This is a genomic window from Pseudomonas sp. B22(2017), assembly GCF_002113105.1.
In the GTDB taxonomy this organism is placed as follows: Bacteria; Pseudomonadota; Gammaproteobacteria; order Pseudomonadales; family Pseudomonadaceae; genus Aquipseudomonas; species Aquipseudomonas asiatica.
The window spans coordinates 552,697-570,170 of the sequence record NZ_NEJN01000002.1; the positions used below are offsets into that span (position 1 = coordinate 552,697).

The following is a 17,474-nucleotide window of genomic DNA, read 5'->3' on the forward strand; positions in this document are numbered from 1 at the left end:
GAAATGCAGCTACGGTGGCTGCATCTTTCCTCGGGTGAAAACAAGTTTCCCATAAATGGAGCATGAAAATCTGCTTGGGTTTTGTGCTGCCCGTACCGGCCTCTTCGCGGGCACGCCCGCTCCCACAGGGCTCTGCGGCGAACTCTGTGGGAGCGGGCGTGCCCGCGAAGAGGCCCGAACAGGCAACACAAGGTTGCACTCTGAACAAAGTTGGCAAGCCCATTGCATTCCTGTGAGGAAAGTAAGTTTCTCATGCGGAATCATTGCCCCTTGCCCAGGAGTGTTCAACCCATGTTGCCAGCAGAAACCCAGCGCACCCTCGATCAGCACGGCATCAAGTACGTGCTGGCACAGTTCGTCGATATCCATGGCTCGGCGAAGACCAAATCGGTGCCGGTCTCGGGCCTGAAGATGGTGGCCGAGGAGGGCGCCGGCTTTGCCGGGTTCGCCATCTGCGGTATGGGCATGGAGCCGCACGGCCCCGACTTCATGGCCCGCGGCGACCTTTCTACCTTGATCCCGGTACCGTGGCAGCCCGGCTACGGCCGGGTGGTGTGCGTAGGCCACGTGAACGGTCAACCCTGGCCCTACGACAGCCGCTACGTGTTGCAGCAGCAGGTGCAGCGCCTGGCCGACAAAGGCTGGACCCTGAACACCGGCCTTGAGCCCGAGTTCAGCCTGTTCCGCCGCGACGAGGATGGCAAGCTGCAACTGGTGGACGCCTCCGACAACCTCGACAAGCCGTGCTACGACTACAAGGGCCTGTCGCGTTCGCGGCTGTTCCTCGAGCGCCTGACCGAGGCCTTGCAGCCGGTGGGCTTCGACATCTACCAGATCGACCACGAGGACGCCAACGGCCAGTTCGAGATCAACTACACCTACAGCGACGCCATGGAGTCGGCTGACCGCTTCACCTTCTTCCGCATGGCCGCCGGCGAGATCGCCAACGACCTGGGCATGATCTGCTCGTTCATGCCCAAGCCCGACCCCAAGCGCGCTGGCAATGGCATGCACTTCCACCTGTCGCTGGCCAGCAGTACCAACAAGAACCTGTTCCATGACCCGTCCGACAGCAGCGGCATGGGCCTGTCGAAGCTGGCCTACCACTTTGCTGCAGGCCTGCTGGCCCATGGCCCGGCGCTGTGCGCCTTCGCCGCGCCCACGGTCAACTCGTACAAGCGCCTGGTGGTCGGCCGCTCGCTTTCCGGCGCCACCTGGGCCCCGGCGTTTGTCGCCTACGGCGCCAACAACCGCTCGGCGATGGTGCGCATCCCCTATGGTCGCCTGGAGTTCCGCCTGCCGGACGCTGGCTGCAACCCGTACCTGGTCACCGCCGCGATCATTGCCGCCGGCCTCGATGGCATCGACCGCCAACTGGAGCCGGGCGAGATGTGCAATGAGAACCTCTACAACCTGAGCCTGGAAGAGATTGCCGCACGCGGCATCAAGACCTTGCCGCAGTCGTTGAAGGAAGCCGCCGACGCCCTGGAGGCCGACCCGCTGTTCCGCGAAGTGCTGGGCGCCGAGATCGTCGATGAGTTCATCAAGCTCAAGCGCATGGAGTGGGTGGAGTACTGCCGCCACGTCTCCGACTGGGAAATCCAGCGTTACACCGAATTCTTCTGAGCGCCCCCAATCCCTTGGGCAGCCAGCACGAAGCGGTCGCCCACTGCCTAGTAAGGAGCATCATCATGTGTGGAATCGTAGGTCTGTACCTGAAAAAAACCGAGCTGGAAGCCCAGCTCGGCAAGCTCTTCGAACCCATGCTCGAAGCCATGACCGACCGTGGCCCGGACAGCGCCGGCTTTGCCATCTACGGCGACGAAGTGGCCGATGGCTGGGTCAAGCTGACCCTGCAGGCCACTGACGTCAACTACCCCTGGGCGGCCCTGATGGGCCAGCTGGAAGGGCGCCTGGGCTGCTCGCTGGACTGGTTCCAGAACGCCAGCGCTGCCGTGCTCAAGGTGCACACCCGCGAGGCGTCGGCCCGCCAGGCCCTGAGCGAACTGGCCCCTGACGTGCGCATCATGAGCGCCGGGCAGAGCATCGAGATCCTCAAGGGCATGGGCCTGCCGGCGGAAATCTCCAGCCGCTTCGGCCTGGCCGGCATGAAAGGCAGCCACATCATCGGCCATACCCGCATGGCCACCGAAAGCGCCGTGACCATGGAGGGCAGCCACCCGTTCTCCACCGGCGCCGACCTGTGCCTGGTGCACAACGGCTCGCTGTCCAACCACTTCCGCCTGCGCCAGGAGCTCAAGCGCGAAGGCATCAGCTTCGAGACCGACAACGACACCGAAGTGGCCGCCGGCTACCTGACCTGGCGCCTGCAGCAGGGCGACAGCCTGGCCCAGGCCCTGGATGGCGCGCTGGAAGACCTGGACGGCTTCTTCACCTTTGCCATCGGCACCCGCAATGGCTTTGCCGTGATCCGCGACCCGATCGCCTGCAAGCCCGCCGTGCTGGCCGAGACCGACGACTACGTGGCCATGGCCTCGGAGTACCAGGCACTGGCCAGCCTGCCGGGCATCGAGAACGCCAAGGTCTGGGAACCGGCGCCGGCCACCCTGTACGTCTGGGAACGCGAAAGCGCCTGACCTGCCACCGAACCACTGGAGAACCACATGAATACGATCGACCTTTCCAGCACCTCGGTGCGTGTCCTCAACCAGTCCCTGCACGGTGAGGTGCAGGACCACGAATGGCGGGTGACCCACCCCGACGGCAAGCACAACCTGGCCGTGGGCATCAACGCCGCCGTGGTCGTGGATATCGAAGGCCACGCCGGCTACTACTGCGCCGGCATGAACCAGCAGGCCAGCGTCACCGTGCATGGCAACGTCGGTGTCGGTGTGGCCGAGAACATGATGTCCGGCACGGTGCGGGTCAAGGGCAGCGCCTCCCAGGCCGCCGGCGCCACAGCCCATGGCGGGCTGCTGGTGATCGAGGGTGATGCCGGCGCGCGCTGCGGTATTTCCATGAAGGGCGTGGATATCGTCGTCGGCGGCAGCATCGGCCACATGAGCTGCTTCATGGGCCAGGCCGGGCGTTTGGTGGTGTGTGGCGATGCCGGCGATGCGCTGGGCGATTCGCTGTACGAGGTGCGCATCTACGTAAAGGGTTCGGTGCAGTCACTGGGTTCGGACTGCATCGAGAAAGAGATGCGCGCCGAGCACCTGCAAGAGCTGCAGGAACTGCTGAACAAGGCGGGCCTGGACCACAAGGCTGCCGATTTCAAACGCTACGGCTCGGCTCGCCAGCTGTACAACTTCAAAGTCGACAACGCCAGCGCGTACTGATCCAGGAGCATTCCCATGAGCGAGCAATTCCCCCCGGTACTGCGTGAGTCGGCCACCTTCGACCGCCTGACCATCCAGGAAATCCAGCGTGCCGCCGAAACCGGCATCTACGACATCCGCGGCGGCGGCACCAAGCGCCGCGTGCCGCACTTCGACGACCTGCTGCTGCTCGGTGCCAGCGTGTCGCGCTACCCGCTGGAAGGCTACCGCGAGAAGTGCGGCACCGATGTGCTGCTGGGCACCCGCTTCGCCAAGAAGCCGATCCACCTGAAAATTCCGGTGACCATCGCCGGCATGAGCTTTGGCGCGCTGTCGGCCAACGCCAAAGAGGCCTTGGGCCGTGGTGCGACCATCGCCGGCACCAGCACCACCACTGGCGACGGCGGCATGACCCCGGAGGAACGCGGCCAGTCGCAGCACCTGGTGTACCAGTACCTGCCGTCGCGCTACGGCATGAACCCCGACGACCTGCGCAAGGCCGATGCCATCGAGATCGTCCTCGGCCAGGGTGCCAAGCCGGGCGGTGGCGGCATGCTGCTCGGCATGAAGGTGACCGAGCGGGTGGCGGGCATGCGCACCTTGCCGATCGGCGTCGACCAGCGTAGCGCCTGTCGCCACCCGGACTGGACCGGGCCGGATGACCTGGCGATCAAGATTGCCGAGATCCGCGAGATCACCGACTGGGAAAAACCCATCTACGTGAAGATCGGCGCCAGCCGCCCGTACTACGACGTGAAGCTGGCGGTGAAGGCCGGTGCCGATGTGATCGTGCTCGACGGCATGCAGGGCGGTACCGCCGCGACTCAGGAAGTGTTCATCGAGCACGTCGGCATCCCGATCCTGCCGGCCATCCCCCAGGCAGTGCAGGCGCTGCAGGAAATGGGCATGCACCGCAAGGTGCAGCTGATCGTTTCCGGGGGTATTCGCAATGGCGCCGACGTGGCCAAGGCCATGGCCCTCGGGGCTGATGCGGTGGCCATTGGTACTGCGGCGTTGATCGCGCTGGGTGACAACCACCCGCGGCTGGATGCCGAACTGAAGAAGATCGGTTCTGCGGCCGGTTTCTATGACGACTGGCAGAACGGCCGCGACCCGGCCGGCATTACCACCCAGGACCCGGAGCTGGCCAGGCGCCTGAACCCGGAGGAGGCCGGGCGCCGGCTGGCCAACTACCTGCGGGTGCTTGTGCTGGAGGCGCAGACCATGGCGCGGGCGTGTGGCAAGTCGCACTTGCACAATCTCGACCCGGAGGACCTGGTGGCGTTGACCGTGGAGGCTGCGGCGATGGCACGGGTGCCGTTGGCGGGGACTGCCTGGGTGCCGGGGCAGGCGCAGTACTGAGTTATCGGTAATTGGGGCCGCTTTGCGGCCCATTCGCGGCACAAGGCCGCTCCTACAGGGGACCGCGTCTCTGAGCCTGCGCGGCCCCCTGTAGGAGCGGTCTTGTGTCGCGAATGTGCTGCAAGGCAGCCCCACCATTCACACAGGAGTGACTCCATGAAGCACCTCACCCTCGCTGTAATGTTGTTAGCCCTGACCACCCAGGCCCACGCCGCCGACCCCACCCTGGACACCGGCAACACCGCCTGGATGATCTGCGCCGCGATGTTCGTGCTGATGATGTGCATCCCGGGCCTGGCACTGTTCTACGGTGGCATGGTGCGGGCCAAGAACTTCCTCTCGGTATTCACCCAGCTGTTCGCCGTTGCCGGGGTGATCGGCATTCTCTGGGTGCTGTTCGGCTACAGCCTGGTAGTGGACACCGCCGGCATGGTCGAGGGCCAGCTGACCCTCAACAGCTTCATTGGCGGGCTGGGCAAGGCGCTGATGCTGGACATCGGCCATGACAGCCTGGTCGGCACCATCCCCGAAGGCGTGTTCGCAGTGTTCCAGCTGACCTTCGCCATCATTACCCCGGCGCTGATTGCCGGTGGTTTTGCCGAGCGCATGAAGTTCAGTGCTTCGTTGCTGTTCATGGCCGCCTGGTTCGTGCTGGTGTACGCGCCGATCGCGCATATGGTCTGGGGCGGGCCGGGGGCGTTGATGGTCAACTGGGGTGTGCTGGACTTTGCCGGCGGTACCGCCGTGCATATCAACTCCGGCGTGGCAGCGCTGGCTGCGGCGTTGATGCTGGGCAAGCGCAAGGGCTACCCGCAGGTGGCCATGCCGCCGCACAACCTCGGTTTCACCTTGGTGGGCGCCGGGTTGCTGTGGGTGGGCTGGTTCGGCTTCAACGTCGGCTCGGGGCTCGCTGCCAACCAGGCGGCAGGGGTGGTGATGCTGGCGACCATGGTGGCGGCCTGTGCGGGGATTGTCGGCTGGTTGCTGACCGAGAAGGTGGCGCATGGTCGGCCGACGGCCTTGGGTGCGGCTTCAGGGGCTTTGGCAGGGTTGGTCGGGATTACCCCGGCCTGTGCATTCGTCGGGCCGTTGGGCGCGCTGGTGATCGGGTTGTTGACCGGGGCCATCTGCTTCTTTGCCGTGACCCGGTTGAAACAGGCGCTGGGTTATGACGACAGCCTGGATGTGTTCGGCCTGCATGGCGTGGGCGGAATGGTCGGCGCGATCCTTACCGGGGTCTTTGCCGCGCCTGCGTTGGGCGGCTATGTGGAGGGTGCATCACCAGTCGGGCAGGCATTGGTGCAGTTGAAGGGGGTGGCGTTCACCTTCGTGTATTGCTTTGTTGTGAGTTGGGCGATTCTGGGGGCGATCAAGCTGACCATCGGGCTGCGGGCCAGCCGGGAAGAGGAAGAACAGGGGCTGGACCTGGCGGAGCACAATGAGCGGGCCTACAACCTCTGATTGATGTGTTGCCTGTACCGGCCTATTCGCGGGTAAACCCGCTCCCACCAGGGAAAGCACAGATCCTGAGACATGCGATATCCCTGTAGGAGCGGTTTCACCCGCGAAGAGGCCAGGACAGTTCGAATCAGTGCCCCATGGCCACCTTGGCACTCATCTGCCGGCGACGGTAGGCGCTATCACGGCTGGCCAGCCACCAGTAAAGCGGCGAAGTAACCGCCAGCCCCACCAGCCACGACAGGTCCGCTCCGTTGATATGCTCGGAAATCGGCCCGACATACAGCGGTGTGTTCATGAACGGGATCTGCACCACGATACCCACGGCATAGGCGATCAGCGCCTGCGGGTTGTAGCGCCCGTAGATACCGCCATCGACCTGGAAGATCGACTGGATATCGTAGTCACCCTTGTGGATGGCATAGAAGTCGATCAGGTTGATCGCTGTCCACGGCACCAGCACCACCAGCAGAACCAGCACCATGTCGACGAAGTGGCCGATGAAGTCCGCCGAGGCGAACACCGCCACCACGCAGCAGGCCGTCAGTACTACCAGCGACAGCACGGCGCGGCTCTTGGCGGTGGGGATCCAGCGGTGGGCGAAGGTTTGCACCAGGGTGATGATCGACAGCACTGCGCCATACAGGTTGAGTGCGTTGTGGCTGATCACGCTGAGCAGGAACAGCACCAGCATGATCGGGCCGAGGGTACCGGTGGCCAGCTTGACTGCATCCATGGTGTCCATGCCGACCGGGATCGCCAGCACCGCGACGGCGCCGAAGATGAACGACAGGCTCGAACCCAGGGCCGAGCCCAGGTAGGTAGTCCAGAACGTCGAGCTGACCTTCACGTCCGCCGGCAGGTAGCGCGAGTAGTCCGACACGTAGGGCGCAAAGGCGATCTGCCACAGCGCAGCCAGCGACACGGTGGCCAGCCAGCCGGCCAGGTTGAAGCCGCCGCGGGTGAGGAAGTCGTCGCTCTGCACGTGGCTGAAGATGTAGCCGAAGCCGACCACGATGCCGATACCCAGCACCCAGGTGCCGATGCGGTTGAGCACGTGGATGAAGCGGTAGCCGATGATGCCGATGATGCCCGAGCCCAGCGCACCGATGACGATGCCCACCGGTACCGGCACGGCATCGACCACGCCGTGCAGCGACTTGCCGGCGAGGACAATGTTGGAGGCGAAGAAGCCGATGTACATGACCCCGGCGATCACCACCACCAGCAGCGCGCCGAGCGAGCCGAACTGGGCGCGGCTCTGGATCATCTGCGGGATGCCCATCTGCGGGCCCTGGGCCGAGTGCAGCGCCATCAGTACGCCACCGACCAGGTGGCCGACCAGGATGGCGACGATGCCCCATACCAGGTTCAGGTGGAACAGTTGCACGCCCAGCGCGCCTGTGACGATGGGCAGCGGCGCTATGTTGCCGCCGAACCACAGTGTGAACAGATCCCTTACCTTTCCATGGCGGTCTTGCGGGGGCACGTAGCCGATCGTGTGTTTTTCTATGAGGGGTGCCGAATTGGCTGCACTGGTCATGACTGACTCCAAGGCAAGGTAGGGCATCGGGAGCTGCCCGGGGGCGTGCCGGCGAAGGGCGACGCGTTCTTGTTGGAGCGATGATGCGGGGCGCGGGGATAACGAGAAATTAGTAAATATGTGCCCATAAACCTTAAAAAACCTAAGGCTGACAAAAGGTTAAGCGGGCGACGGTAGCAAGGAGGGTGCCAGGGTGCGGGAGGGCTTGGGCTAGAGGGGTTTGGGCAATATGGAGGTAAGAAGCGGTGTGCTTTTCTGGGGCGCCGTGCGCGTTTGCAGGGCAGATAAAAATGTCGCCTGTGCCGGCCTTTTCGCGGGTAAACCCGCTCCCACCTCGACCGCATTGATTTCAAGTCATGCGCAGTACCTGTGGGAGCGGGTTCACCCGCGAAAGGGCCGGCACAGGCGACAACGCTACATCGGCAACAACCGATCCTGAATCACCTCTTTCATCACCAGCGTCGAACTCAACCGTTTCACATTGGGAATGCTGGTCAGCTGCTCGTCATACAGCTTCTGGAACGCCGGCAAATCCTTGGCCACCACATGCAGCAGGTAATCCGGGTCGCCAAACAGCCGCTGCGCCTCGACGATCTGCGGGATTTCGGCCAGCGCCGCTTCAAAGTCCGCTACCGGCTGGCGAGTGACTTCGCGCAAGGTCACGAATACCAGCGCGGCAAAGTTCAACCCCAGGGCGCTCGGCGCCAAGCGGGCGTGATAGCCAAGAATCGCCCCCGACTCCTCCAGCGCCTTCAAGCGCCGATGACAGGGCGACAGGCTGAGCCCCACACGGTCGGCCAGTTCGGTCACCGATAGCCGACCATCTTTTTGCAGTTCGGCAAGAATTTTTCGATCGGTCCTGTCCATTGAGAAGGATCTTCCAGTAATTGAAGGTTGTGAGGAATATACGAAAGAAAATCCCTCGGCGGAATCCGTAATCTTTCGTCATCCCAAAGCAGTGGAAAAAGGAAGATTCAAGTGGCTCTCAGTGTTCTGACGGCGTTCTGGGCCGTGTCGATGCTGTTCGTGATTACCCCGGGCGCGGACTGGGCCTACGCGATTTCGGCCGGCATGCGGGGGCGCTGGGTTATGCCCGCGGTGGCGGGGATGTTGTCGGGGCATTTCCTTGCGACCCTGGTGGTGGCGGCAGGGGTCGGTAGCCTGCTGGCCGGCCACCCGCTGGCGCTGACCTTGCTGACCCTGGCGGGGTGTAGCTACCTGCTGTGGCTGGGTGGCAACCTGCTGCTGAGCCCGGCCTTGCCGGCGGCCGGGCAGGATGGTGCGGGGGAGTCGGGGTCTCGCTGGGCATTGAAAGGGTTTTGCGTCAGTGGCCTGAACCCGAAAGTGTTTTTGCTGTTCCTGGCGTTGTTGCCGCAGTTCACCGACCCGCAGTCGAGCTGGCCGGTGCCGTTGCAGATCTTGCTGCTGGGCCTGGTGCACCTGTGCAGCTCGTTGGTGATCTACTCGCTGGTCGGTTATGGCGCCAAAGCCGTGTTGAGCACCCGGCCGGGGGCGGCGAAGCTGGTCGGGCGGGTGTCGGGGGTGGCGATGATCACGGTGGCCCTGGGCTTGATAGCCGGCCAGATCAGCTGACTCACTGGCGTGCGTTGGCCGCTCCTACAGGTTGCCGCGTTAACCTGGCAGGCGAGAGCCAAGGGTAAAGACGACATGCATGGCCTCGGATAAACTCGCAGCACTTCAACGCACAACCAGGATGTGCCCCATGCCCGAAACCACGCAACTGCTCACCTTCGCCCTGATCTGCCTCGGCATGGTCCTGACCCCAGGGCCGAACATGATCTACCTGATCTCCCGCTCGATCTGCCAGGGCCGCAAGGCCGGACTGATTTCGTTGGGTGGTGTGGCCCTGGGCTTCGTCATCTACATGTTCTGCGCCGCGCTGGGCATCACCGCCCTGGTGATGGCCGTGCCTTTTGCCTACGACGCGCTGCGCATCGGTGGCGCGCTGTACCTGTTGTACCTGGCCTGGCAGGCGCTGCGCCCTGGTGGCCGGTCGCCGTTCCAGGTTCGCGACCTGCCTGCCGACAGCCCGCGGCGGCTGTTCACCATGGGCTTTGCCACCAGCCTGCTGAACCCCAAGATCGCCGTCATGTACCTGTCGTTGATGCCGCAGTTCATCGAGCCGGGGCATGGCAGCGTGCTGCTGCAGTCGCTGGTGCTGGGGTCGACGCAGATCGCCATCAGCGTTTCGGTCAATGCACTGATCGCGATCATGGCCGGGTCGATCGCCGTATTCCTCGCCGGTCGCCCGCTATGGCAGCAGGTTCAGCGCTGGCTGATGGGTACGGTGCTGGCGGGCCTGGCCGTGCGCATGCTGGCCGAAGGGCGGCGTTGACCGCTAGGCCTCAGGCGGCGGCTCCTGGGGCAGGTACAAGGTAAAGGTGGTGCCCTGGCCCGGCACACTTTTCACCTGCACATCGCCCCCGGACTGCCTGGCAAAACCGAACACCTGCGACAGCCCGAGCCCGGTGCCTTCACCCGGTGCCTTGGTAGTGAAGAACGGGTCGAAGATACGCTCCAGCAGTTCGGTGGCAATGCCGACACCGCTGTCGCTCACCGAAATCGCCGCGAACGGGCCCGGCTGTGGCGCCTGGCCGCGCAGGGCGGGCAGTGACTGGTCAGCCTGCAGGCGCAGCTGCAAGGTGCCTTCGCCGGCCATGGCGTCGCGGCCGTTGAGCATCAGGTTGATTACCGCGGTTTCCAGTTGATTGAGGTCGGCGCGGATATGGCAAGGCGCCTGTGGCAACTGCAGCTCGACCTGGATCCGCGCACCGGTGGCAGTGTCGAGCATGTCGGCCATGGCCTCCAGCCGTGGCCCGGCCTCGAACACTTGCGGGCTCAAGGCCTGGCGGCGGGCGAAGGCCAGTAACTGGCCGGTCAGCCTGGTGCCGCGGTCGACAGTGTCGGACATGGTCTTGAGATAGCGTTCGCGACGCTGTGCATCGAGGTTGGGGCGCTGCAGAAAATGCAGTGACGAGCGAATGATGGTCAGCAGGTTGTTGAAGTCATGAGCCACGCCACCGGTAAGTAGGCCAATGGCTTCGAGCTTTTGGGTCTGGCGCAGCACGGCTTCTGTGTGCAGCAACTGGCTGGTGCGTTCATCCACGCGCTGTTCGAGGGTGGCATTCAGCGCCTCCAGTGCCGTCATGGCTTCGCGGACCTCGGCGTGGGCCTGTACCCGCTGGATATGCGCCCAGCAGCGCTCGGTGACTTCACTGATCAGCGTCTGTTCATAGTGGGTCCACTCCCGTGGCACCTTGTCGTGGATGGCCATCAGCGCGGTCAGTCGGCCGCCTTTGATCAGGGGCATGCAAATGGTCGCGGTAATGCCGATGGCCTGGAAGGTGGCAGCTTCCTCCGGGGACAGCTCGCTCAGGTTGTCCTGGATGACCAACGGCAGGCCATTGCGCAGGCGGCCGAGCGCCAGCTTGCCAAAATCCTGCAATCGATAGCGGCCCAACAGATGCGGCGAGCCGGGCGCCACGGCGTCACCGCAGATGGTGAAACCGTCTTCGTCTGGCTCCATCACCGCGTAGGCACAACTCGACAGTTGCAGGTGCTCGACCAGCATGCGCGTGGTAGTGGCAAGGATCTGGTTCGGGTCGGTAGCGTCGGCCACGGCACGGCCCAGGTCGTCGAGGAACCTCAGGCGCTGGTTGGCGAGCACGCTGGCGGTGGTTTCGGTGACTGTATCCAGCATGCCCAGGACCTTGCCGTCGTGGTCGCGGATGGGGCTGTAGCAGAAGGTGAAATAGGCCCGTTCGGGGCCGCCGTTGCGGTCGATGACGAGCGGGAAGTCTTCGATGTACACCGCCTCGCCGGCCAGGGCGCGGTTGGCCATGTGGCCGATGTCGGCCCAGGCCTCCTGCCACACGGCGCGGAAGGGGATGCCCAATGCCGAGGGCTTCTGCCCGAGAATCTGTGAGAAAGCGTCGTTGTGCAGGGTGAGCAGGTCAGGGCCCCAGAGCACGGCTTGCGGAAAGCGCGAGGCCAGGCACAGCGCCAGGCTGGTTTTCAGCGGGTCGGGCCAGTGCTCCAGCGGGCCCAGCGGGGTGGCGGCCCAATCGTGGTTGCGGATGCGCTCGGCCATCAGACCGCCGCCGTCTAGCCATTTTGCCATGTGCTCTGCTGGTCCTTTTGCGTAAGGCCTGAAGGGTGCATCCAGAATAGACGTTTGGCGAGAATTTTTGGTGGCTGTACCGGCCCTATCGCCGGCAAGCCAGCTCCCACAGGACTGCACATGACTCGAAGTCGATGCGGTCCAGGTGGGAGCTGCCTTGCCGGCGATAGGGCCGGTACAAGCTAGCGAATGAAGTGCACCTTGCCAGTGTCGTCATTGCCCATGTAGATGCCATAAACCCCGGCTTGCCGCTCGAGGATATAGCGCTCGAGAATCTGCCGGATTGCCGGATAGTAGATTTCGTCCCACGGGATCTCGTCGGGCTCGAAGAACCTGTAGGCCAGCGTTTCCGCCCCGTACTGCCCGGTTTCCTCGGTGGCGATGGCGCGGAAGATGATATAGACCTCGCTTATCTTCGGGACGCTGAAGATCGAGTACGGCGAGACGATTTCGGCGCGTACGCCGCTTTCTTCCCAGACCTCGCGCAAGGCCGCCTGCTCGGTGGTTTCGCCGGCCTCCATGAACCCGGCCGGCAAGGTCCAGGTGCCGGGGCGCGGCGGGATGGCGCGCTGGCACAGCAGGTACTTGCCATCACGCTCGATGATGCAGCCGGCGATGATCTTCGGGTTGATGTAGTGGATGTAGCCGCAGCCGGTGCAGTGCAGGCGTTCGTGGGTGTCGCCTGTGGGAACGCCCCGGGCCAGTTCCGTGGTGCAGTGCGGGCAGTAGCGCGGGGCGTTGGGCATGATCGGTGGCCTGTGGGTTGCTTATATGCGGGGATCCTTCAAGGCCAGGGGCTCGACCATCTCGCGCACCTTGACGTTGTCATCCTGCTTCTGGCGCAGGTAGTCCAGGGCCACCTTGGCGGCGGCGCGGACGTGGTCGACCGAGGCCTGGTGGGCAACCAGCGGGTCGCCGCTCTTGATCGCCTCGACGATCTTTTCCATTTCGCGGTTGCTGGCGCCGCGGCGGTTCTCCTGCGACACCGAGGTGGCGCGCAGGTAGCTGATGCGCGCCTGCAACTGGCGCAGCTGCTGGGCGGCCACCTGGTTGCCGGAGCCTTCCAGCAGCACATCGTAGAAACCTTGTACCGAGTCCAGCACCTGTTGCAGTTCGCCTTCCTCGAGGGCTTCGCGGTTGACCTCCAGCGCGCGTTCCAGGGCGCGGATGTCCTTGGCCTTTGCGTTCAGGGTGAACAGCTGCACGATCAGGCCTTCGAGCACGCAGCGCAGCTCGTAGATATCGCGGGCGTCTTCCAGGGTGATGATGGCCACGCGCGGGCCCTTGGCGTCGGCGAACTCCACCAGGCCTTCGGATTCCAGGTGGCGCAGGGCTTCACGCACCGAGGTGCGGCTGACGCCGAGGCGGTCGCAGAGGTCGCGCTCGACCAGGCGATCGCCTGGCAGCAGGTGGAAGTTCATGATCGCGGCGCGCAGCTTGTCGAGCACGATTTCGCGCAGGGTAACGGGGTTGCGATTGACCTTGAAGCTGTCGTCGAGTGGCTGGCGTTTCATCAAGTGCGCTCTTAAAGAGGCTGCCCGGCCGCAACCGCAACAGCACCACGAACCTTGGGTGCTCCTTGCGTGGGTTCGAACAGCCCGGTGTTAACGGGTTGACTCCGCATCGGCTTCAGCGAACGCTTCGCGGGCCAGGCGGAAACTGTCCACCGCCGCGGGCACGCCGCAATAAATGCCGACCTGGAGCAGGATCTCGCGAATCTGTTCACGGCTCAGGCCATTACGCAAGGCGCCGCGAATGTGCAGCTTGAGCTCGTGGGGCCGGTTGAGCGCGGAAATCATGGCCAAGTTTATCATGCTGCGCTCTTTGAGCGACAAGCCTTCGCGGCCCCAGACGTGGCCCCAGCAGTATTCGGTGACCAGCTCCTGCAACGGCTTGGTGAAGTCGTCGGCGTTCTGGATCGAGCGGTTGACGTAGTCCTCGCCCAGTACCTGGGTGCGGATCTGCAGGCCTTTTTCGTACTTTTCATTGCTCATGTGCAGTACTCCAGAATAAAACAGGGGACGCAACCGAGGGTGAGACGATGACGCGGCCCCTGAAAAAGGGTGATACAGGGGCCGCTGTGCGGCCCATCGCCGGCAAGCCAGCTCCCACAGATACAGCGCAGGGCCACAGGCCTGTGGAATCCCTGTGGGAGCTGGCTTGCCGGCGATGGGCTGCACGGCAGCCCCCGGCGATCTCAAGGTCAGCCCAGGGGCGGCAGGGCGCCCAGCTTGCCCTTGTGGTAGACCATCGGGGTCACCGGCTCGGCCGGCAGCACCAGGTTCTTCACCGCGCCGACGATGATCGCGTGGTCACCGCCGTCGTACTCGCGCCACAGCTCGCATTCGATGATCGCCGTGGCCTTGGCCAGCAGCGGGTTGCCCAGCTCGCTCAGGTGCCATTCGATGCCTTTGGCCTTGTCCTTGCCCTTGCCGGCGAAGGCATAGGCCTCGGCGGTCTGGTCGGCGGACAGCAGGTGAATCGCGAACTGCTTGCTGTCACGCAGGATGGGGTAGGTGTCGGAGGCGTAGTTGGGGCAGAACAGCACCAGCGCCGGGTCGATCGACAGCGCGCTGAACGCGCTGGCGGTGATGCCGACGATGCCACCGTCGGCGTCCAGGGTGGTGACCACGGTGACGCCGGACGGGAACGAGCCCATCACGTCTTTGTAGATGCCTGGTTCGATCATCTCGTGCTACCTCTTAGCGCATCACAAACGGGTCGGGCATCGGCGCGGTGGACAGGTTGATCCACACCGTCTTCAGCTCGGTATAGGCCAGCACCGAATCGATGCCGCTCTCACGGCCGTAGCCGCTGTTCTTGAACCCGCCGATCGGCGCCATGGCCGACACGGCACGGTAGGTGTTGACCCAGATGATCCCCGAACGCACGTCGCGGGCCAGGCGGTGGGCACGGCCCAGGTCGCGGGTCCAGATGCCGGCGGCCAGGCCGAACTGCGAGTCGTTGGCGATGGCCAGGGCCTCTTCCTCGGTCTTGAAACGGATTACCGCGGCAACCGGGCCGAACACCTCTTCCTGCATGATGGTCATCGAGTTGCTGTCGCATTCGAACAGGGTTGGCTCGTAGAACCAGCCGTCACCCTCGACTTCGGCGCGCTTGCCGCCCATGTGCAGCTTGGCGCCTTCGGCCTTGGCCGCGGCCACCAGGCCTTCGACCACGGCCAGCTGTTGCGCGGTGGCCATGGGGCCCATTTCGCTGGCGTCGTCCTGCGGGTTGCCGATGCGGATGCGCTTGGCGCGGGCGATCAGGCGTTCGACGAACTCGTCGAAGATCTCGTCCTGCACCAGCAGACGCGAGCCAGCCACGCAGCTTTGCCCGGAGGCGGCATAAATGCCTGCCACGGCGCCGTTGATGGCGCTGTCCAGGTCGGCATCGGCGAAAATGATGTTCGGCGACTTGCCGCCCAGCTCCAGCGACAGCTTGGCGAAGTTCTCGGCGCTGCTGCGCACCACGTGGCGGGCGGTGGCGGCGCCGCCGGTGAAGGCGATCTTGCGCACCAGCGGGTGGCGGGTCAGCGCCGCGCCGGTGCTGGGGCCGTAGCCGGTGACCACGTTGACCACACCAGCCGGGAAGCCGGCCTCGAGGGCCAGGCGGGCCAGCTCGAGGATGGTCGCCGAGGCGTGCTCGGACGGCTTGAGCACGATGGTGTTGCCGGCGGCCAGGGCCGGGGCCAGCTTGATGGCGGTGAGGTACAGCGGGCTGTTCCACGGGATGATCCCGGCCACCACGCCGATCGGCTCGTGCACGGTGTAGGCGAACAGGTCGGGCTTGTCCAGCGGCAGGGTGCCGCCTTCAAGCTTGTCGGCAAGGCCTGCGGTGTAGTGAAAGAACTCTGGCAGGTAGCCGACCTGGCCGCGGGTTTCGCGGATCAGCTTGCCGTTGTCACGGCTTTCCAGCTGGGCCAGGTGTTCCTTGTTTTCGGCAATCAGGTCACCCAGGCGACGCAGCAGCTTGCCGCGCGCGGTGGCGGTGATGCTGCGCCACTCCTTGCTGTCGAAGGCGCGCTGGGCGGCCTGCACGGCCAGCTCGACATCGGCCTCGTCGGCGTCGGGCAATTGCGCCCATGCCTGGGCGGTAGCCGGGTTGAGGCTGTCGAAGGTCTTGCCGCTCTGGGCATCGCGCCATTGGCCGTCGATGCACATCTGGAAACGAACGAGGGTCATGCAACAATCCCCTTGGCGGATTCGGTGAGGGTGCGGGCTTGGGCGAGGAAGTCCAGCAGCATCTTGTTGACTTCACGCGGTACTTCCACCGGCATCATATGCCGTTGCTCGGCGAGGACCACGCTGTGTGCGCCAGGAATGCTGGCAGCAAGCTGGCGGGTCATGGCCGGGGTGGAGCCCGAGTCGAGTTCGCCGGTGGCGATCAGCGTCGGCACCTGGATGCTGGCCAGGTCGGCGGCGCGGTACATGTCCTGGGTGGCGAACAGCGAATAAGTGGTGTGGTAGCCCTGCGGGTCGTTGCTCGCCAGCACCTGGCGAATGGCGGCGACCTGCGCCGGGTTGGCAGCCTTGTATTCACGGCTGAACCAGCGGTCGAGCGCGGCGTCGACGTTGGCGTCGGGGCCAAGCTGCGCAGCCTGGGCGGCGCGGGCGATAACGCCGGCGCTCTGCTCGGGGGTGCGGTTGAACACGCTGTTGAGCACTACCAGTGCAGCCAGGCGCTGTGGGTATTCGAGGGCGAACGCCCGGGCGACCAGGCCGCCCATGGAGAAGCCGATCACGGTGGCTTGTTGAATCTGCAGGTGGTCGAGCAGTTCGGCGAGCTGGTCGGCGTAGCCTTCCAGGCCGATGTCGGCGGCCGGCAGCGCGCTCTGGCCGTGGCCGAGCATGTCGTAGGTGATGACGCGGTAGTCGTTGGCCAGGCCCACGATCTGACCACCCCACATTTCCTTGTTCAGGCCAACGCCGTGAATCAGTACCACGGGTTGGCCCTGGCCGACGGACAGGTAGCTGGTGCCGGCAGGTGTACGTTCAGCGACAGGCTGAATCATGGAGGGCGCTCCTTGAAGGTCGGGCGCGGCGGGTAAGCACGCCACGCCCCGGCCCGTCTTGGTTGTTGTTATTGAGCGTTGGCTTTTTCGGCAGCCAGTTCTTCCAGGTCGATGTAGCGGTTGCCGATGCGCGGGTGCAGGCGGCCGCCGTCGGAGGCGCCCAGGACCACGACGATTTCATCGGCGCGCGGGGCATCTTCGATCTGCATTTCCAGGGTGATGTAGTGCGAGCGCAGGCCTTCGTCGTCCTTCTGCATCATCGGGATCTGGATCGAGGTGCCCGGGCCGCCGCGCTTGTTGGTGAAGCTCAGGTAGCTCTTGGCCTGTACCGCTTCACGGTAGTGGTTGCCGAAGCGCAGGGTATGGATCACCGCCGAGGCGTGTTCGATTTCGCCGTCGGCACCGACGACTGCGGCCTTGCCGTAGGCTTCGATCTTGTCGGCGCCGCCGATGGCGGCAGTCAGGCGCTCGACCATCAGGGCACCCAGGTCCGAGCAGTTGGCACGGATTTCCGGCTTCAGATCTTCAACGAAACCGCGACCGGCCCATGGGTTCTTGATCACGACGGCCAGGCCGACCATGGTCACCGGCTTGTCGGTGGCCTTGCCGCCTTCGATGCGGGTCTCTTCGGAGTAGGTGACGATCTTGCGGATTTCGAAACTCATGGGTGGCTCCTGG

The 17,474-nt window shown here is 64.5% G+C and carries 17 protein-coding genes; 7 read left to right on the forward strand and 10 right to left on the reverse strand.

The features are described 5' to 3' along the window. The first annotated feature begins 291 nt into the window (after positions 1 to 291). The 5 genes from glnT to CAG18_RS06540 all read left to right on the forward strand — a co-directional run bounded on the left by glnT (position 292) and on the right by CAG18_RS06540 (position 6,101). Positions 292 to 1,626, forward strand: coding sequence for a type III glutamate--ammonia ligase (glnT, locus tag CAG18_RS06520; RefSeq protein ID WP_015270738.1), 1,335 nt, complete (start codon positions 292 to 294; stop codon positions 1,624 to 1,626). A gap of 65 nt (positions 1,627 to 1,691) precedes the next feature. After that, a complete protein-coding gene (locus CAG18_RS06525) occupies positions 1,692 to 2,597 on the forward strand; it encodes a glutamine amidotransferase family protein (protein ID WP_015270737.1) in 906 nt (301 codons plus the stop codon). 27 nt (positions 2,598 to 2,624) lie between these two features. Next, the gene (locus tag CAG18_RS06530; protein WP_085720634.1) at positions 2,625 to 3,299 is read left to right on the forward strand and encodes a protein glxC; all 675 of its coding nucleotides are present in this window, start codon (positions 2,625 to 2,627) and stop codon (positions 3,297 to 3,299) included. A 15-nt stretch (positions 3,300 to 3,314) separates the two neighbouring features. Then, positions 3,315 to 4,640, forward strand: a complete 1,326-nt coding sequence (locus tag CAG18_RS06535) for an FMN-binding glutamate synthase family protein (RefSeq protein ID WP_013973039.1) — start codon at positions 3,315 to 3,317, stop codon at positions 4,638 to 4,640. 156 nt (positions 4,641 to 4,796) lie between these two features. Continuing rightward, positions 4,797 to 6,101 (forward strand): ammonium transporter, encoded by a 1,305-nt coding sequence (locus CAG18_RS06540; protein ID WP_085720635.1) that lies wholly within the window; start codon positions 4,797 to 4,799, stop codon positions 6,099 to 6,101. Between the two features lie 127 nt (positions 6,102 to 6,228). Here the strand turns inward: CAG18_RS06540 and CAG18_RS06545 are convergent, their stop codons facing one another. Continuing rightward, positions 6,229 to 7,641, reverse strand: a complete 1,413-nt coding sequence (locus CAG18_RS06545; RefSeq protein WP_085720636.1) for a cytosine permease — start codon at positions 7,639 to 7,641, stop codon at positions 6,229 to 6,231. 414 nt (positions 7,642 to 8,055) lie between these two features. Then, entirely contained in the window at positions 8,056 to 8,508 is a 453-nt protein-coding gene (locus CAG18_RS06550; protein ID WP_015270735.1) for an Lrp/AsnC family transcriptional regulator, read from the reverse strand. Positions 8,509 to 8,619: 111 nt separating this feature from the next. Between CAG18_RS06550 and CAG18_RS06555 the strand changes: the two genes are divergently transcribed. Next, the gene (locus tag CAG18_RS06555; protein WP_015270734.1) at positions 8,620 to 9,234 is read left to right on the forward strand and encodes a LysE family translocator; all 615 of its coding nucleotides are present in this window, start codon (positions 8,620 to 8,622) and stop codon (positions 9,232 to 9,234) included. A gap of 130 nt (positions 9,235 to 9,364) precedes the next feature. Further along, positions 9,365 to 9,997: a LysE family translocator gene (locus tag CAG18_RS06560; protein WP_023660833.1), complete on the forward strand. Its 633-nt coding sequence runs from the start codon at positions 9,365 to 9,367 to the stop codon at positions 9,995 to 9,997. 3 nt (positions 9,998 to 10,000) lie between these two features. Here the strand turns inward: CAG18_RS06560 and CAG18_RS06565 are convergent, their stop codons facing one another. From CAG18_RS06565 to CAG18_RS06600, 8 genes are all read right to left on the reverse strand, one after another. Further along, the gene (locus CAG18_RS06565) at positions 10,001 to 11,782 is read right to left on the reverse strand and encodes an ATP-binding protein (RefSeq protein ID WP_085720637.1); all 1,782 of its coding nucleotides are present in this window, start codon (positions 11,780 to 11,782) and stop codon (positions 10,001 to 10,003) included. A 182-nt stretch (positions 11,783 to 11,964) separates the two neighbouring features. Next, the gene (locus CAG18_RS06570; RefSeq protein ID WP_013973032.1) at positions 11,965 to 12,528 is read right to left on the reverse strand and encodes an NUDIX hydrolase; all 564 of its coding nucleotides are present in this window, start codon (positions 12,526 to 12,528) and stop codon (positions 11,965 to 11,967) included. A gap of 21 nt (positions 12,529 to 12,549) precedes the next feature. Continuing rightward, positions 12,550 to 13,296 (reverse strand): GntR family transcriptional regulator, encoded by a 747-nt coding sequence (locus tag CAG18_RS06575; RefSeq protein WP_013973031.1) that lies wholly within the window; start codon positions 13,294 to 13,296, stop codon positions 12,550 to 12,552. Positions 13,297 to 13,386: 90 nt separating this feature from the next. Continuing rightward, positions 13,387 to 13,776 (reverse strand): carboxymuconolactone decarboxylase family protein, encoded by a 390-nt coding sequence (locus CAG18_RS06580; protein WP_008100863.1) that lies wholly within the window; start codon positions 13,774 to 13,776, stop codon positions 13,387 to 13,389. A 209-nt stretch (positions 13,777 to 13,985) separates the two neighbouring features. After that, positions 13,986 to 14,471, reverse strand: a complete 486-nt coding sequence (locus tag CAG18_RS06585) for a flavin reductase family protein (RefSeq protein ID WP_015270731.1) — start codon at positions 14,469 to 14,471, stop codon at positions 13,986 to 13,988. Positions 14,472 to 14,484: 13 nt separating this feature from the next. Next, positions 14,485 to 15,966 carry an aldehyde dehydrogenase gene (locus tag CAG18_RS06590; protein WP_015270730.1) on the reverse strand — a complete coding sequence of 494 codons (1,482 nt, stop codon included), beginning with the start codon at positions 15,964 to 15,966 and terminating at the stop codon, positions 14,485 to 14,487. Next, complete coding sequence (locus tag CAG18_RS06595) at positions 15,963 to 16,796, reverse strand: alpha/beta fold hydrolase (protein WP_085720638.1); 834 nt, start codon at positions 16,794 to 16,796, stop codon at positions 15,963 to 15,965. The genes CAG18_RS06590 and CAG18_RS06595 overlap by 4 nt, the downstream gene beginning before the upstream one ends. A 68-nt stretch (positions 16,797 to 16,864) precedes the next feature. Next, positions 16,865 to 17,461, reverse strand: a complete 597-nt coding sequence (locus CAG18_RS06600) for an amino acid synthesis family protein (protein WP_003258678.1) — start codon at positions 17,459 to 17,461, stop codon at positions 16,865 to 16,867. Between the last annotated feature and the right edge of the window lie 13 nt (positions 17,462 to 17,474).

Excerpts from the sequence above, each read along its gene's own strand:
- glnT (WP_015270738.1), top strand. The coding sequence starts at position 292 with ATGTTGCCAGCAGAAACCCAGCGCACCCTCGATCAGCACGGCATCAAG.
- CAG18_RS06525 (WP_015270737.1), top strand. The coding sequence starts at position 1,692 with ATGTGTGGAATCGTAGGTCTGTACCTGAAAAAAACCGAGCTGGAAGCC.
- CAG18_RS06530 (WP_085720634.1), top strand. The coding sequence starts at position 2,625 with ATGAATACGATCGACCTTTCCAGCACCTCGGTGCGTGTCCTCAACCAG.
- CAG18_RS06535 (WP_013973039.1), top strand. The coding sequence starts at position 3,315 with ATGAGCGAGCAATTCCCCCCGGTACTGCGTGAGTCGGCCACCTTCGAC.
- CAG18_RS06540 (WP_085720635.1), top strand. The coding sequence starts at position 4,797 with ATGAAGCACCTCACCCTCGCTGTAATGTTGTTAGCCCTGACCACCCAG.
- CAG18_RS06545 (WP_085720636.1), bottom strand. The coding sequence starts at position 7,641 with ATGACCAGTGCAGCCAATTCGGCACCCCTCATAGAAAAACACACGATC.
- CAG18_RS06550 (WP_015270735.1), bottom strand. The coding sequence starts at position 8,508 with ATGGACAGGACCGATCGAAAAATTCTTGCCGAACTGCAAAAAGATGGT.
- CAG18_RS06560 (WP_023660833.1), top strand. The coding sequence starts at position 9,365 with ATGCCCGAAACCACGCAACTGCTCACCTTCGCCCTGATCTGCCTCGGC.
- CAG18_RS06565 (WP_085720637.1), bottom strand. The coding sequence starts at position 11,782 with ATGGCAAAATGGCTAGACGGCGGCGGTCTGATGGCCGAGCGCATCCGC.
- CAG18_RS06570 (WP_013973032.1), bottom strand. The coding sequence starts at position 12,528 with ATGCCCAACGCCCCGCGCTACTGCCCGCACTGCACCACGGAACTGGCC.
- CAG18_RS06575 (WP_013973031.1), bottom strand. The coding sequence starts at position 13,296 with ATGAAACGCCAGCCACTCGACGACAGCTTCAAGGTCAATCGCAACCCC.
- CAG18_RS06580 (WP_008100863.1), bottom strand. The coding sequence starts at position 13,776 with ATGAGCAATGAAAAGTACGAAAAAGGCCTGCAGATCCGCACCCAGGTA.
- CAG18_RS06585 (WP_015270731.1), bottom strand. The coding sequence starts at position 14,471 with ATGATCGAACCAGGCATCTACAAAGACGTGATGGGCTCGTTCCCGTCC.
- CAG18_RS06590 (WP_015270730.1), bottom strand. The coding sequence starts at position 15,966 with ATGACCCTCGTTCGTTTCCAGATGTGCATCGACGGCCAATGGCGCGAT.
- CAG18_RS06595 (WP_085720638.1), bottom strand. The coding sequence starts at position 16,796 with ATGATTCAGCCTGTCGCTGAACGTACACCTGCCGGCACCAGCTACCTG.
- CAG18_RS06600 (WP_003258678.1), bottom strand. The coding sequence starts at position 17,461 with ATGAGTTTCGAAATCCGCAAGATCGTCACCTACTCCGAAGAGACCCGC.